Raw genomic sequence first — 15,256 nt, 5'->3', positions numbered from 1 at the left:
ACGGCAAATTCGTTTCTTCCATAATAGCATGGACGAATCGTGGGTAAGACAAGGACAAAACAAGAAACCGCCTGAAAAGACGGTTTCGAGAAGTTCAGCAAAACGTTTTATCGGTAAGAATCATGGGTAGGGACGAAGACATCCTCCGTTGATTCCCGTACCAAAATAAATGGCTCAATATTTCCCAATCCATGCAGGCATGTATTGTGATGGGCGATGATCTGTTCCGCAGACAGCACTTTATTGTCCGACGTAGAGTGTCCGTCTTTGACGAGCGTCACATCATAGCCGAGTGTCGTCGCTTTGCGGCAGGCACTGTCGATACAATATTCAGTTTTGCACCCCGTGATGACAAGATGGTTAATCCCGAGTGCTTGTAGTTTTTCGTGCAGATCTGTTCCGTGAAACGAGTCTGTCGCTAGTTTTCGAATCACCGTTTCTGATGGCAGAGGTGCGATCTCAGGGTGGATGGCATTGTCGTCTGAACCGACTTCTCCGACATCATCATCCTGAACGTACAGAACAGGAATATCCTTGCTGTAGGCGTCTTCCCGTACTTTTTTCAATGTTTGGACAAGTGTAGCCGGCTGATAAACAGGACCAAATTGTCCCTCTATAATTCCCACTTGCGCATCAATAATCAGTAGAGCTGTTTTTCGAATCAATCCAATTCCTCCTAGGTGAAAGGGGGTTAGTGTTGGTGTTCCCCTTTTTGGTTGTTTGGTACACGCACAGCTTTATAAGAACGTCGATTCATGTCCTTTTTCATAACTGACCACTCCTTTCATCATAGAAGAGCATGAAAACTGCTCTGGATAATTGTACCACAAAAAAAGACTCATTCCTTACATATCGGCAGGTAAGGAACAAGTCTTTTTCGATTGCGAACTTCTTATGATTCATTTTCCTTTTTCGGTACAAACTGAAAGATATCATGTGATTCGAAGGAGTCGATCAAACGGGACAGCCACAGATAATACTCCAACCCATTTTCAATGCGCTTGATACTAAGGTCAACTTGTTCCTTAACTTCTTCCGTAAGCTCTTCTGATTGCTGGAGAGCGCGAAGCTCAAGGAGCGACTTTTTCAAGGCGTGTACATTATGTTCACAGGCGTGTCGCCACTTCACGGAAAAGAGGTCGATGAAGTTCTGGTACCAATCCAGATTGACCTCGTAATGATCCTTCCGTGTCCCTTTTTTCCATATCTTTTCTACCATATTTAAGTCCATCAATGTGCGGACGCCAGTACTCATGCTGGTTTTGCTCATGCCCAGTGCTTCGCCCATCTCATCGAGTGTCATTGACTTGTCCTGAAAGAGCAACGTGCCATACAGCAGTCCCGTTGACATGGTAATTCCATACAGATCCATGTTGCGAGCTAGCGTTTCAATCACGCGTTCCTGAGCTTTTTCGAGGATTTTTTCTTGATTGGTATCCATTTTGAAAAAAGCAGCTCCTCTAGTCATAGTAACCTGACTAGAATTGTACGTCTCCAAAAGCAAAAAGTAAATGGAGATATTGTACAGTATATACGTGATAAACTGAGAATACAGGAAGTAAAGTACGTAAAGTTTTTTCTGAACGCTGAAAATGCCCGATTATCCTGCCTCATCCAGTTTGAGGTAAAAAAAATGGCTGGTTACAATTGTAAGGGTAAAGAACAGTCCGGATGCCGGGCGTAAAAGTTGGAGGTGACCATATGCCCAAGATCAAAGTAGAGAATTTGACCAAAATCTTTGGACGCCAACCCCAACGCGCATTGTCCCAGGTGAAGCAGGGGAAGACCAAGCAAGAAATCTTGAAGGAAACGGGTCTTACCCTTGGGGTGAATCAAGCGAGTTTTGAGGTGCATGCAGGCGAGATATTCGTCATCATGGGGCTTTCGGGAAGCGGGAAGTCGACCTTGGTTCGATTGTTGAACCGGTTGATTGAGCCAACAGAAGGCAGAATCCTGATTGACGGTACGGATATCGTCAGTATGAACACGGAGCAGTTACAGGAAGTAAGAAGAAAGAAGCTGGGTATGGTATTTCAAAAGTTTGCCTTGTTCCCTCACAGGACGGTGCTTGAAAATGCGGAGTACGGTCTGGAGATTCAAGGGATGCCAAAAGCTGAGAGAGAGGCCAAAGCGAAAAAGTCACTCGAACTCGTCGGACTCGGTGGTTGGGAAGCAAGCTACCCGGATCAGTTGAGTGGCGGGATGCAGCAACGTGTGGGGCTGGCTCGGGCACTCGCGAATGAACCCGATGTGCTGTTGATGGATGAGGCCTTCAGTGCCTTGGACCCGTTGATTCGCAAGGACATGCAGGATGAACTGTTGGAACTGCAAAGCACCATGCAGAAGACCATTATTTTCATTACGCATGATCTGGACGAAGCATTGAAGATCGGGGATCGAATCGCGCTGATGAAAGACGGTGCGATCGTGCAGATCGGCTCGCCGGAAGAAATCATGACCAATCCGGCAAATGAATACGTAGAGCGATTTGTAGAGGATGTGGATCGTTCCAAGGTGTTATCCGCTGAAAATGTCATGAAGCGTGCGGAAACGATCACACTGGACAAAGGACCTCGCGTCGCATTGCAACTGATGCGAGACCGCGGCGTATCCAGTCTGTACGTGGTGGATAAACGAAAAACATTGCTGGGTGTGCTGACGGCAGACGCAGTAAACGGAGCTAAAGAAGCAGGACAGTCGCTGGAATCCGTGCTGCGAACCGAGGTACCGACTGTCGGACCGCAGACGCTTCTCAATGAGATGTTTGACCTTGTTGCGTTTTCGGATATTCCTGTGGCGGTTATAGGAGGACAAAACCGTCTCCTCGGCGTGATCGTTAAAGGAGCCGTCTTGGGTGGGTTGGCAGGAAAAGTTAATCAACAAGTTCCAGAGCCAACGAATGAAGAGGGGCAGGTGAATCCATCATGAGTCAAAACCAACTTTTTCCGAAGCTGCCGCTCGACAGTTGGGTAGAAACGATTGTGGATGGACTGGAAGAGAATTTGGGTTTCTTGTTCGACTTCATATCAGCTGGAATCGGTGGAACCGTTGACTTGTTTTCGTGGATTCTAACAGGAATCCCGTTTTGGGCCTTAATCATTTTGTTTACGCTGCTGGCGTATCGTGCTGGCAAAGTGGCAATTGCTCTTTTTACCTTCATTGGACTTCTTCTGATTCAGAATCTGGGTTATTGGGAGCATTCAATGGAAACACTTGCACTGGTATTGACGGCAGGGTTGATCTCGGTGATTATCGGGATTCCGGTCGGTGTCTGGTGCGCAAAGAATGATTCGGTGCAAAAGGTCGTTACACCGCTGCTTGATTTCATGCAGACGATGCCGGCGTTTGTGTACTTGATTCCCGCTATCTTTTTCTTCGGACTCGGTAAAGTACCGGGGGTTATCGCTTCTGTCATTTTTGCGATGCCACCGACGATCCGTCTGACCAACCTGGGAATTCGTCAAGTTCCTGCCGATCTGATCGAGGCTTCTGAAGCGTTCGGTTCTACCTACTGGCAAAAACTGACGAAGGTACAGCTGCCGATTGCCAAGACGACAATGATGGCAGGGATTAACCAGAGCATTATGCTTGCACTGTCCATGGTCGTGATTGCCTCCATGATTGGGGCGAAAGGTTTGGGGGCGGACGTGTATCGTGCTGTAACACAGATCAAGATCGGTGAAGGTTTTGAGGCGGGGCTGGCCATCGTTATTTTAGCGATTCTACTGGATCGTCTCACGCAAAGTGTTGGAAAGAGAAAAAACGCGTAGGAGGGGTTTTCATGAAAATGAAAAAAGGCGCCTTGAAAGGGCTGGCAGTCGCACTCGGACTCAGTATGGTGATGGCAGGATGTTCAAACGCGGGAACACCGCAGGGAAATCAGCCTGCCGAGGGTAACACGGGTACGTCTGCACCAAATAGCGTTGGAGCACAAGTGGATCATAAAATTATCGGAATCGATCCTGGCGCTGGTCTGATGAAAGCAACGGAAAAAGCCATGAAAGACTACGATCTGAAAGATTGGGAACTGGTGGAGGGCTCCAGTGCAGCGATGACGGCAGCTCTGACACAAGCCTACAAAGACAAAAAGCCGATTATCGTGACTGGCTGGACACCTCACTGGATGTTCTCCAAGTTTGAGATGAAATACCTCGAAGACCCGAAAGGCACTTTCGGTAAGGATGAACAGATTCATACCATCGTGCGCAAAGGACTGAAGGAGGAGCACCCAAGCGCATATGCATTCCTTGACAAGTTTTCGTGGACACCTGCGGACATGGAAAAAGTGATGCTCGATATCGAGAGCGGCAAAAAGCCGGAAGAGGCAGCAGCCGAATGGGTGAAAAACAATGAAGCTACCGTCAACAAGTGGGTAGAAGGCATTCAGCCTGCTGAAGGCAAAAAATTGACGCTCGCCTACGTCGCGTGGGATTCTGAGATCGCCAGCACGAATGTGGTGAAGACTGTATTAGAGCAAAAGCTGAAATATAAAGTAGAGCTGAGCCAAGTAGAAGCTGGCCCAATGTGGGTCGGTGTATCGAACGGCGATGTGGATGGGATGGTAGCAGCGTGGCTGCCAACCACGCACGCAGACTACATGGAAAAGCTGGGGAAAGACGTGGAGGACCTCGGTCCGAACCTGCAAGGAACCAAGCTCGGATTGGCCGTTCCAGCTTACATGGAGATCAACTCCATTGAAGATTTGAAGAAGTAACAGACTTAATACAGAAGGCACCGCTCACGATGGGGCGGTGCCTTTTTCGTTGTGTTATGGGAGTGGATTGCTTTCCATGACAGCGGGCCAAGCGTGCTGTTTGCCCAGCGTTGCAGGCTCCGGTGCAAATACCCGCAAAACGAGATTGAACTCGCCTTCAGGGAGCGGGAGCCAGTTGCCTTCCTTGCCTTTGGGCGGTTGCTGTTGCAAATACAGATCGAGGGAGCCATCCGGATTGTACGCAAGCGTTCCTGTATTGCTGCGAACGGATGCGCGATCGGCCGCTGTTTTGGCTAAAAACAGTTGGTTGTCATAGACATTGATCGACCAGAATGCAGACGTCTTGGGAAGCTGTTCCTTTGTAAAATGCAGCCTATAGCTTTTGACTCCTGTAAGAGGTTTTCCTGTTCCATCTGTCAATGCACGATAATAGGCTTCCTCGCTCGGCACATTGGCTCCAATACCGGAATAGGCGATAAAGGAACGGGCGAGAAACTGGTTTCCATATGTGCCGATGGGGGAAAAGAAGCCCCATCCATTACGGAAGGTGGCGTAGCCGGGAAAGCCATTTTGCACGATGGACGGAGCATCCTGTAGGGCACGCTGTAGACCCGCAAGTTTGGCTGGACCGAGCGTGGAAGGATCAAAGCCTTTTTGGACATCGATCCCGGCTTGTGTGAATTGATCGAGCAAGACGCGATCACATTCGGGCGGAGGATTGCTCTGGATCCATTTCGTCATGACGTGAAAAAAGGAAAGGGATGACAACACATCAGGGGGAAGCGCTTCGGGAATATGTGCCGTTTGCAATTTTGGGTGGACAGGGGCAATCGCGATTTGTTTTTCAAACGAGACAGCTTGCGGTAAATCAGCTTCACCCTTTACCTCGACACGGCCAATGAGCCAGACGGTATTCGTAGGGGCGTAGATCACAGGTATATGGGCAGGGGTAGGCCCTTTCCATTGTGGGCTTGCAATGATATATTGTCCGGCCTGCTGTTTGGTAGAACGATTGGAGACATTGCGAAACGTATTCGTGTAGGCATCCAGCATTTGCACGGTATAGTAGCGGTTTTGCGGATTGGCGGGGACAGTCAATCGGACGGGCGTCTCTGACAAATCCAGCCATGCGCTCATATACAATGTATCGGAGTTTGGCGTCACGATATCCCGATAAGCTGGGGAAGCGAGTGTGTCCGCATAGTAAAACTGGTTAATCGGCGACCGATTTTTGACCATGGCTTCCATCGTTTTGGCGGACATCACTAATGGATAGCCGTAGATGTATGCTTGTATGCCGAGCGAGTAGGCGAGTCTCTCCTGCGATTGAAGAAATGACTTCGTTTGAAAGAGAGGTGACTGTTGGACAGATGGAGCGGTTGTGGTCTCTTTTGCAAATGACAGGCCAGACAGGTAAAGCGTCAGGCAAAGCAGGGAAACGATCAGTATCAGGCGCTTTTTCAATAATGGAAGCATAAAGCCCCTCCTCATTACCAGAAATGGGGTTCGCACTGGTAGTTATCTTCATAGGAAAGGGGCTTTATGCAAGTTGGGCTGGAATATTTATTCTCAATGCGGCTCCACAGAAATTTCAGGCGCCCGCCACTCTGGGCAGGTCGCATACAATTTCGACGCTCCCTGTAGCAATTCCCTATCACGCCATCGCTTGCCCACACACTGTATACCAATAGGAAGACCTTGCTCATCAAAACCGATCGGCATCGTCACGACAGGGCTTCCGGTGACATTAAACAGACTCGTATAAAAAGTCGTAGCGGCCCAGTAGTTTTGCGGGTTCTCGTCTACGTACAGTGGTTTGGTGTAAAGAGGCTTGTAACCCCACACTCTCGATTTTGCCATATGGGGAAAAGCTGTCGTGCAGCTAACCGGACACAAGAACAAGTCGCAGTCAGCTATGAATTGCTCAAAGCTGCGAATGAGCTGCTCCCGAATGGTTAAGACACGCATGTAGTTTTTGAACGTCAGTGGGATGAGCATAGTAGCGGAGGGAATTTGGCGATAAATCGGCATCGTCATGAGATGAGCCAAACCGCGAAGAATCGAAGGTGTCGTAGAGTTTAACTCCGCGTCGATCATTTTCCCCCATGTTTCCCAAGTCTTGCGTACATCCAAAGGTGGTGCCGTCACTTGTTCTACGCGCATGCCTTGTTGCTCTAACATTTTGACGAAGCGACGCAACTGATCGCGAATGGCTCGACTCGTTGGGTAGCCGGGCAGCTCTTCCATCCAGCGAATGTGCAGGGGCTGCTCCTTGAGGGGAGGGGGCAAGACTTGTGGTCCATGAGGCAAGCCAGCGTTGCCGTTTCCACCACTAATGATGGAAAACGCCACTTCCAGGTCTTCGATCGAACGGGCTACAGGGCCATAACAGGCCAGATGACGAGACGAGGTATAATCAGACATTCCTTCAAATCCTGGCATGTGTCCTGCTGCCGGAACGGCTCCTTCTGTCGGCTTCAAGCTAAAGACGCCACAGAAATGAGCCGGAACACGCAACGAACCGCCAATGTCACTGCCAATATCCAAATAGGAAAGCCCGGCAGCAACTGCGGCTGCCGATCCTCCGCTGCTACCGCCTGTTGTTCTCTCCAGATTCCATGGATTATTCGTCCGACCGTAAATATCATTGTCTGTTTGCATGTCCATCAGAAGAGGAGGGACATTCGTTTTGCCCAGGATGATGGCTCCTGCCTGCTTCAGTCTGCGGACGACTGCCGCGTCGTGTTGTGGAATATAGCCTTTGAGAGGTGTGAAGCCAGAAGTAGTGGCGAGTCCTGCTGTGGCAAAAGAATCTTTGATTGTGATGGGTACCCCGTGAAGAGGTCCGCGATAGATACCTTCCCCTATTTCTTTGTCTGTTTGTTTGGCGGCTTCGATCGCAGACTTTTCGTCAGAAGCGACGATAGCGTTCACTTTGCCATTGAGGAAGTCGATTCGTTTAAAGATATGTCGGGTAGCTTCCTCGGCGCTTATTTTACGCTCGCGAATCCAAGTGCCCATCTCCGTTGCTGTCAAATCGATCAGTTCTTTCATTCGATTCACTCCTTTTCACACGTACAGCGTACGACAGGAAAACGAGGAAAACTTGATCGAAAATGCGAACCGCTACCGACTATTCCCTGGTCAGAACGGGTATATAAATGAAGCAAAGCGAATCAGGATGGTCATATCCGAGAAAGTGGTGATCGTAGTATTCAAAATCGTAGCGGGCATAAAACTGGTCGGATGCGTGTGTCATCCAGCTCCCGTAAATGTATTGATACGTCAGCTTGATATTTTGCACCGGTCCTTTGTGAGGGAACACTAGATAACTAGATGCAGGCAGTGTGAGTGATTCCAGTCCGTCTGTGCCATCATGCTCCGGAGTTTGCATGGCAGCAAAATAAGAAAAGCTCAGCTCCAGTCCAAAAGCATCGGGGTAGCGTAAGACACCATAACGCTTTTGATTTGGCTGCACGCCGATGGTCTGCCCAAATTGGTTCCAGCAATGGACGATATCATGTAACGAACAAGTAGCTTGAGAGTAGCCTACGAGATGCAGTGCTTCGTGGGCAGGGACATAGATGGGCTCAATGGACTGCCGCTGAATATTTTCCAAATACGGTAACTCCATGCGCTCCAACATCATGTATCTCGGCATTTTTCCAGATCGACGAAGAGCAGAAGGAGGCAGACCAAAGCGTTTGGTAAAGGCACGAGTAAAGGCTTCGTGAGAATCAAAGCCGTATGTAAAGGCGACCTCCGTCACGCTCTTTTGTTCGAGCGACAGCGCTTTGGCAGCCTCGGTTAAGCGTCTCTTCGAAATGTACTGGCCGACAGTTTCTCCTGTCACGTGAAAAAACAAGCGTTGAAAATGGTACTTGGAATATCCGGCGGCTGATGCCACTTCATCGAGTGTGACTTTTTCTGTTATCTGCTTTTCGATAAAAGAGAGGGCACATGTTATTTGTTCTATATAGTTCATGACGTCACCTGAAAAAGGAAATAAGATCTTTTTTAGGATACCATATGCCCTGATCTGATTTTTTGTAAAAAAGCCAGAATGTCAAAGAATAGGGAGAGAATACAATGAAGTAGGACAACATTATTGGAGGTAGCCGTGGAGCAGCATCTGGATCTTTTTTTGATGAAATATGGATATGTCGGCATCTTTTTTTCGCTCACACTTGGTGTTGTGGGGCTCCCCATACCCGATGAGGTACTGATGACGTACGCTGGCTATGCGGTTTCCCGCGGTGTTTTGCACATGCCGTTAACGGTGCTGAGCGCCTTTTTGGGAGCGGCAGTAGGGATTTCGATCAGCTATGCGATCGCGTGGAAGTGGGGGCTGCCGTTGCTTATGAAGGTTGGACCGTACATGCATATTACGCCGAAAAAAATAGAGTCAACCCAAAAGCTGTTTGCCAAGTACGGTCCATACCTGTTGCTCATCGGCTATTTTTTGCCTGGCGTTCGTCATGTTACCGCCTATTTGGCAGGAGTCTCCGCAATGGGGTTTCGACGATTCGCTATTTTTGCTTACGCTGGCGCATTTCTTTGGAGTGTCACTTTTTTACTGTTGGGACAGGCGCTTGAGAAAGAGTGGCTCAAAGTCGTCGTCTATATACGTCATTACGGCATCACATTTTTGCTAATCGGTTCGGCGATTGGAATGATGGTTTATATTTGGATGAGGTACAGGAACAGCACCAGGACCAGGACATAAGGAAGAAGAGTTAGTTCCGGATAATAGACATGCTATCGCGGACCAAGCTGACAAATTCCAGCTGTTCCTCACCGGTGGCTGTCGATTCGGCTAGCTTGAGTACGTCGGGAAGCGAGCTTCTTTCGGAAAAGGGGCTATCCCGCAATATTTCCGCGTACTCGGCAACGGAAGCCAGGAAAGTCAGCTCAGGTGACAGCGCGCTTTGCACTTGTACGGGCTCGGCAATTTCCTCTACTTTTTGGGAAACGATATTGTGATAGCGAATCCGTACCGTCCCTAGATCTGTTTTTGCTGGGGAAGCAAGCTTGACTTCGTAAAGGGCGGTCACGCTGTGCCCAGCACCGATTTCACCTGCGTCTGTCTTGTCGTTACGAAAATCCTTGTCGCGGACATCGCGGTTCTCATAGCCGATCAAGCGATACGAGTCTACCTTCTTAGGGTCGAATTCTACCTGGATTTTTACGTCACGAGCGATCGTTTGGAGGGTGCCCGTCAATGATTCCGTAAAAATGCGGCGCGCCTCGGAAAACGTATCAATGTAGGCGTAGTTGCCTTCTCCTTTATTCGCAAGCTGCTCCATCAGGACGTCATTATAGTTTCCCATGCCAAAGCCAAATGTGCTCAAGTAAATGTCTTTTCGCGCATAGTCCTCGATCGAACGCAAAATGCCCTCGGCTCCTGTTTCTCCTACGTTGGCCACACCGTCGGAGCAAAGAATTACCCTGTTTATAGCGCCGCGCTTGAGGGATTTAGCCGCCATTTCATAGCCGAGCATGAGCCCTTCTTCCGCGTTGGTGGAGCCTTCGGGTTGGAGTTCAGCGATTGCAGATAATATCGCGTTTTTGTTTTCAGTAGAGGTAGGAGGCAAAAGAACCCGTCCTTCAGATCCATAGACGACGATTCCTACAGAATCTGTGGGTTGTAACTCATCCACGAGGACATTCAGACTTCTTTTTACCAGCTCCAATCGGCTTTCCCTATTCATCGAGCCAGATACGTCAATGACAAAGACGAGGTTTGCAGGCTTTCTGTCTTCGGCTGCAATTTCCTTTCCTTTGATGCCTACGCGAACCAATTGGTTGCCTTTCTGAAAAGGAGAGGGGCCGCCATCCACTTGAACGGCAAATGTTTGATTGGTGGGAGCCGGATAAGCTGCTGGAAAATAGTTGATGAATTCTTCCACCCGAACAGCCTCTGCTGGAGGAAGAGTACCGTCTTGAACAAAACTGCGCATGATCGTGTAGGAGCCGGTATCCACATCTGCGGCAAAGGTAGACAGGCGATCTTTTGCAGTAGAGACAAAAGTATTGGCGCCATAGTCTTTGAAGTACATATCGTTTGCAGGTGGGGCAGATGTCTTTTCCAGGACGTAATCAGCCAAGGCGCTTGAACTACTGCGTGGACTTGAGCTTAGGGTTTCTTTATTCTCGCTTTTCTGGGCAGGTGCTGGTTGCTGGCTCTCACCCGTACCGCTAGTCGCCAATTGACCATTCGAACTACACCCAATCAATGATGCGACGAATAGGGTGATGCCACTTACTTTCACGATTTTTCTCATCTTTAGATATTCCCCCTTTGCCTATGTGACGTGGTAAAAAAAGGAATGTTACATAAGGAGGAGAAGTAGGCTTGTCCGCAGCAAGAGCTTCACTCGCAACGACAGCCAGGATCGAGTCGTAGCTGCGGCTCCGAGTGGCGAAATGATTTATGTTTGGATTAGTCGGCAATCTTCACTAAAGTGAGGAAGCCAGTCACCGTCGTCGTTCCGTCTGCGAAGCTTTGCAAAAACTGGTCTGCGATACCTCCCGTACGGAATATGTCTACGATGTCACCTGCTACTAATCGGGTGAAAGAGGTAACCATGCCGAATGCATTTCCATCCCCTGCACTATCCGCACTGCTTGAAGTTCCGGCAGAAGCTGTAATATTAGCGCCATTCCTTCTGATAATGAAAGACACTTCACTCGCTTGTGCAGTAGTAACACGATAGCTGATGAGATAGATGCCGCTTGTAGGTACGGTCACTTGCCCGCCAGCGAGTAAAAAGCCGAGTGAATTGTCTGCATTCGACACATTCAGCGGGACGATCGTGTTTGGCGAGATATCGATAGCGGAGGATAGCCAGAAGTTGCCGAAAACACTGGAAACAGTTCCTGTCGCGCCTGTTACCCCCGTGGCCCCGGTCAAGCCGACTCCTGTTGCCCCCGTTATTCCTATCCCAGTCGCGCCAGTAGCCCCCGTAGCCCCTGTTGTTCCTGTTCCACCTCCATCTGCTCCGGTGGCTCCTGGTAGACCAGTGACTCCAGTGGCTCCCGTTGGTCCTGTGAGACTAGCGATAAACGATGCTGTTAATACGGAATTCAGCTTGTTGTACAGCAGAATCTCTTTCTTTGTTATCTCTCTGAGCGTATTTACTACACTAGCATTAACGTTCAGCAAATCACTAATGGTTGCAGGGGGACCTGTTAATCCTGGAAGCGTACCAAGGACATATTGAAACTTTTCCGCCTCTGCATTAATGATATGGCTTAACCCTAGCTCTTCCATTGCGATAGATGCCAGTAGCAAGTTTGCGACTTGGCTTTGTGTGATGGTAATGAGCGGGGTAATGTTGGGGATATTTGCTTGTGACAAATGAAACGTCCTCCTTCTTTCTTCACGTCCTTTCATCCTATTCCGATAAGCTGCATAAGGGGATTGGTCGGTTTCATTGTTTTTATTCAGGTACGGTTTACCATGTGATGCCTTTCTTTCTTGCTCCTTATTCAATCTTCTTGTAATATTAGGAAATATTTGTGGTGTGACGGTCGCTCTAGTCAATGGAAATCAATTACGAAAAGAGGTAGATTGCTGCAAAAATCAATCAAACAAGAGAGGTTATAAAATGAATCTAGGAATTCAAGTCACGCAAAATCAACTGATGGATGTGCTGCTAAACGTTGCGGTAGCTCGTCCCGTATTTATTTGGGGCGCACCGGGAATCGGCAAGTCGTCTCTCGTCGAGGCGTTTGCCGAGCAGGTGGGCCTGCCTTGCGTATCGTTATTGGGTAGTCAGCTGGCACCTGAGGATATTATTGGTGTCCCACAGATTGTAGATGGGAAAAGCAGATTTTGCCCACCTGCGCAAATTGCGCGAGAAGAACCGTACTGCTTGTTTCTTGACGAATTGAATGCATGCTCGCAAGAAGTGCAAAAGGCGTTTTACAGTCTGATTCATGAGCGGAGAATCGGGGATTATCATCTGCCAGAAGGGTCCATTGTGATTGGAGCAGGAAACAGAGCGCAGGATAGCGCGATTGTCAAACCGATGTCGTCTGCTCTGATCAACCGGATGTTCCATGTCCAATTGCTAGTCTCGTATGAACAATGGATGAAGTGGGCTTACAGCAACGGCATCCATTCCTACGTGCTGCAATTTTTAGAGGTGCGCCCGGACTATTTGTGGTCGCAGCCACCGAAGAGCGAGGAACCGTTTTCTACTCCGCGTTCCTGGCACATGCTATCTGATGCCCTGAATGAATTCGGTGAGAACTTGACGACAGAGATGGTGGGGGTACTGGCCTACGGTTGCTTGACGCCCCAGCATGCTGCTCAATTTCGGGCTTTTCACAAGAACATTCAAGGCAAATATCAGCTCAACCGTATTTTGGAGGGAGAGGCTTCTTTCCCGACGGCTCCAGAGGATCGGGACGTCCTGTATTTTCTGGCGGATTCTTTCCGTTCGCAGATCAAAAAAGAACTGCCAGCGGATAAAGCCTCTGTTGGGGAGCAGCATAAACGGTTTGCGCACCGAGCGAAAGCTCTCTTGAAGGAGCTCGCTTCCATTTCACTGGAAATGGCACAGATGATAGTGGCGCGGCACGAGGATGGCGACGGATTGCCAGACTGGTTCGTTGTGGAGGTCATTCGTGATTTACCGCGATTGGCCATGGATAGGAAGGGCAAATAGCCTATGGCCCGAGGAGTTAAAAACGACCCGTCGACGCAAAACTACGAGCAGGCCGTACATTTTTTAAGTCATCACCCGATGTTTGGTCCACTGTCCTCGCGAGCGCACTTTATTCGTTCCGAGCGAAGTATTTGTCCAGATAACGGTTGGGTAGTCGTGACCCGGGAAGGCAGCTTGTACGCGCATCCGAAGCGCAGAGGGGAAGTCGGGGAATGGATTTATGTTCTCGCACATGCACTGCTGCATTTGGGCTTCGGACATTTTGTGGAAAAAGGGCAGCCGATTTTGTGGAACATCGCATGCGATTGTTTTATTACGCGTTTTTTGAGAGACATGAAGCTGGGGAAGCCTCCTGCTGAAATGGCCTTTGAGCTGGATAAATCGGGAAAGAGCGAAGAAGAGCTGTATGACTGGTTCGTGGAGCATGGGGTGCCGGAGCATTTGAAGCTGTTTGGAACGGGCGGGGAAAAACAGGCAGATATGCTTTTCTCAGATAAATACGTCCGGTACACCTACAATCGAGATGTGAAGTGGGAGCGGCTCTTGGGGATTGGGCTGGCGCAAGCGGTGCAAAGTGCTGTCAGCGTAGCGGGCGGTTATTCCGATGCTCTTGGGAATGAAGAGAACCAGCTGTCTGAGGCACAAAAGGCCAAACGTTGGTTCATCAATCATTATCCATTGCTGGCTTCCTTAGCGAGTCATTTCACGATTATCGAGGATTCGCAGATCTGCCAACGGCTGCAAATCTCGGTGGCAGCCATTGATGTCACATCCAACGAGATCTTCATCAATCCTGCGGCGGGCTTGGATGAAGAGGAATGCAAATTCGTGATGGCACACGAGCTTTTGCACGCAGGGCTTCGCCACCATGAGCGATGCCAAGGACGCGACCCGTATTACTGGAATGTCAGCTGCGATTACGTGATTAATCAATGGCTGATGGAACTCGGTGTGGGACGTTTTCCGCAAATTGGCGGACTGTACGACCCAGACTTGAAGGGACTCTCGGCAGAGGCGATTTACGATCGAATCGTGACGGACATGCGCACATATCGCAAGCTCTACACCTTACGTGGAATCGGCATGGGTGATATTCTGGATGGTGACGATCCGCGTTTTTGGGAAAAGGGTCCGGGAACGACGCTGGATGATTTTTATCGCAATGCGATGTCGCAAGGCTTGATCTACCATCAGGAGAAAGGACGAGGGCTTTTGCCTGCGGGTTTGGTAGAAGAGATTCGCGCCTTGGGGCAACCGCCTATTCCGTGGGATGTTCAGCTTGCCCGTTGGTTTGACGAGCATTTTCCTCCGTTGGAAAAGAGTCGCACGTATGCAAGGGCAAGCCGCAGACAGTCCTCTACACCTGACATTGCCCGTCCTGCCTGGAGCTTTCGGGAAACGGATCAGCTGGCACGCACGTTTGGTGTCGTGATTGATACATCCGGCTCGATGGATACCAAGCTGCTCGGCAAAGCATTGGGGGCAATCGCGAGCTACAGTGAAGCACGAGATGTTCCGTATGCACGCGTGGTCTTTTGCGATGCGCAGGCGCATGATGCGGGCTACCTTTCTCCCGAGGACATTGCAGGTCGTGTCAAAGTCAAAGGACGCGGGGGAACGATCCTACAGCCGGGCATTGACATGCTGGAAAAAGCAACCGATTTTCCAAAGGACGGACCGATTTTGATCATTACCGATGGGGAATGTGATCGGATCAAAGTAACTCGTAGTCATGCCATCATGCTGCCGAAGGGGAGTAACCTGCCGTTCGTGGCGAGAGGACCGGTATTTCGAATGGAATAGCAGGGTTTAGGCTCCGTATCGATGATGCGGGGCCTTCTTTATGATCTTTTTACAATGAAAGGGT

At 49.4% G+C, this 15,256-nt stretch carries 13 protein-coding genes; 6 read left to right on the top strand and 7 right to left on the bottom strand.

The features are described from left to right. Positions 1–107: 107 nt before the first annotated feature. On the bottom strand, positions 108–665 hold the full coding sequence (locus HPY28_RS28400; RefSeq protein ID WP_174226533.1) for a cysteine hydrolase family protein: 558 nt from the start codon (positions 663–665) through the stop codon (positions 108–110). 227 nt (positions 666–892) lie between these two features. Further along, positions 893–1,441, bottom strand: coding sequence for a GbsR/MarR family transcriptional regulator (locus tag HPY28_RS28395; RefSeq protein ID WP_017251876.1), 549 nt, complete (start codon positions 1,439–1,441; stop codon positions 893–895). A 260-nt stretch (positions 1,442–1,701) separates the two neighbouring features. Between HPY28_RS28395 and HPY28_RS28390 the strand changes: the two genes are divergently transcribed. From HPY28_RS28390 to HPY28_RS28380, 3 genes are read left to right on the top strand one after another with little or no spacing between them, the layout of a single operon-like run. Further along, positions 1,702–2,928: a quaternary amine ABC transporter ATP-binding protein gene (locus HPY28_RS28390; RefSeq protein ID WP_173623817.1), complete on the top strand. Its 1,227-nt coding sequence runs from the start codon at positions 1,702–1,704 to the stop codon at positions 2,926–2,928. After that, positions 2,925–3,770, top strand: coding sequence for an ABC transporter permease (locus HPY28_RS28385; protein WP_017251873.1), 846 nt, complete (start codon positions 2,925–2,927; stop codon positions 3,768–3,770). Before HPY28_RS28390 ends, HPY28_RS28385 begins: the two co-directional genes overlap by 4 nt. Positions 3,771–3,787: 17 nt before the next feature. After that, positions 3,788–4,714, top strand: coding sequence for a glycine betaine ABC transporter substrate-binding protein (locus HPY28_RS28380; protein ID WP_173623926.1), 927 nt, complete (start codon positions 3,788–3,790; stop codon positions 4,712–4,714). A 54-nt stretch (positions 4,715–4,768) separates the two neighbouring features. Here HPY28_RS28380 and HPY28_RS28375 read toward each other — a convergent pair whose 3' ends face one another. The 3 genes from HPY28_RS28375 to HPY28_RS28365 form a co-directional block, all read right to left on the bottom strand. Continuing rightward, positions 4,769–6,190 carry a DUF1254 domain-containing protein gene (locus HPY28_RS28375; protein ID WP_174231865.1) on the bottom strand — a complete coding sequence of 474 codons (1,422 nt, stop codon included), beginning with the start codon at positions 6,188–6,190 and terminating at the stop codon, positions 4,769–4,771. 93 nt (positions 6,191–6,283) lie between these two features. Then, positions 6,284–7,768: an amidase gene (locus HPY28_RS28370; protein WP_174231864.1), complete on the bottom strand. Its 1,485-nt coding sequence runs from the start codon at positions 7,766–7,768 to the stop codon at positions 6,284–6,286. 79 nt (positions 7,769–7,847) lie between these two features. Further along, positions 7,848–8,699 (bottom strand): helix-turn-helix domain-containing protein, encoded by an 852-nt coding sequence (locus HPY28_RS28365; RefSeq protein WP_174231863.1) that lies wholly within the window; start codon positions 8,697–8,699, stop codon positions 7,848–7,850. 123 nt (positions 8,700–8,822) lie between these two features. On the opposite strand from HPY28_RS28365, the gene HPY28_RS28360 reads away from it, so the two are divergent. Further along, on the top strand, positions 8,823–9,440 hold the full coding sequence (locus HPY28_RS28360; RefSeq protein WP_106834979.1) for a DedA family protein: 618 nt from the start codon (positions 8,823–8,825) through the stop codon (positions 9,438–9,440). A 10-nt stretch (positions 9,441–9,450) separates the two neighbouring features. Here the strand turns inward: HPY28_RS28360 and HPY28_RS28355 are convergent, their stop codons facing one another. Then, positions 9,451–10,998, bottom strand: a complete 1,548-nt coding sequence (locus HPY28_RS28355) for a vWA domain-containing protein (protein WP_174231862.1) — start codon at positions 10,996–10,998, stop codon at positions 9,451–9,453. Positions 10,999–11,156: 158 nt separating this feature from the next. Continuing rightward, entirely contained in the window at positions 11,157–12,074 is a 918-nt protein-coding gene (locus HPY28_RS28350) for an alpha-helical endospore appendage domain-containing protein (RefSeq protein WP_174231861.1), read from the bottom strand. A 250-nt stretch (positions 12,075–12,324) separates the two neighbouring features. Between HPY28_RS28350 and HPY28_RS28345 the strand changes: the two genes are divergently transcribed. Together HPY28_RS28345 and HPY28_RS28340 are read left to right on the top strand one after the other, a co-directional pair. Next, complete coding sequence (locus tag HPY28_RS28345) at positions 12,325–13,389, top strand: AAA family ATPase (RefSeq protein WP_017251865.1); 1,065 nt, start codon at positions 12,325–12,327, stop codon at positions 13,387–13,389. Between the two features lie 3 nt (positions 13,390–13,392). Further along, positions 13,393–15,192 (top strand): vWA domain-containing protein, encoded by a 1,800-nt coding sequence (locus tag HPY28_RS28340; RefSeq protein ID WP_017251864.1) that lies wholly within the window; start codon positions 13,393–13,395, stop codon positions 15,190–15,192. Positions 15,193–15,256: the final 64 nt, after the last annotated feature.

The sequence above is a fragment of the Brevibacillus sp. HB1.2 genome (assembly GCF_013332495.1).
Lineage (GTDB): Bacteria > Bacillota > Bacilli > Brevibacillales > Brevibacillaceae > Brevibacillus > Brevibacillus porteri.
The sequence above is the reverse complement of the archived record's forward strand: the minus strand, read 5'-3'. Positions and strand labels throughout refer to the sequence as shown.

What these genes read in the sequence shown, in the direction of transcription:
- HPY28_RS28395 (WP_017251876.1), bottom strand. Translation starts at nt 1,441, where the DNA reads ATGGATACCAATCAAGAAAAAATCCTCGAAAAAGCTCAGGAACGCGTG.
- HPY28_RS28385 (WP_017251873.1), top strand. Translation starts at nt 2,925, where the DNA reads ATGAGTCAAAACCAACTTTTTCCGAAGCTGCCGCTCGACAGTTGGGTA.
- HPY28_RS28370 (WP_174231864.1), bottom strand. Translation starts at nt 7,768, where the DNA reads ATGAAAGAACTGATCGATTTGACAGCAACGGAGATGGGCACTTGGATT.
- HPY28_RS28380 (WP_173623926.1), top strand. Translation starts at nt 3,788, where the DNA reads ATGAAAAAAGGCGCCTTGAAAGGGCTGGCAGTCGCACTCGGACTCAGT.
- HPY28_RS28375 (WP_174231865.1), bottom strand. Translation starts at nt 6,190, where the DNA reads ATGCTTCCATTATTGAAAAAGCGCCTGATACTGATCGTTTCCCTGCTT.
- HPY28_RS28365 (WP_174231863.1), bottom strand. Translation starts at nt 8,699, where the DNA reads ATGAACTATATAGAACAAATAACATGTGCCCTCTCTTTTATCGAAAAG.
- HPY28_RS28390 (WP_173623817.1), top strand. Translation starts at nt 1,702, where the DNA reads ATGCCCAAGATCAAAGTAGAGAATTTGACCAAAATCTTTGGACGCCAA.
- HPY28_RS28340 (WP_017251864.1), top strand. Translation starts at nt 13,393, where the DNA reads ATGGCCCGAGGAGTTAAAAACGACCCGTCGACGCAAAACTACGAGCAG.
- HPY28_RS28345 (WP_017251865.1), top strand. Translation starts at nt 12,325, where the DNA reads ATGAATCTAGGAATTCAAGTCACGCAAAATCAACTGATGGATGTGCTG.
- HPY28_RS28355 (WP_174231862.1), bottom strand. Translation starts at nt 10,998, where the DNA reads ATGAGAAAAATCGTGAAAGTAAGTGGCATCACCCTATTCGTCGCATCA.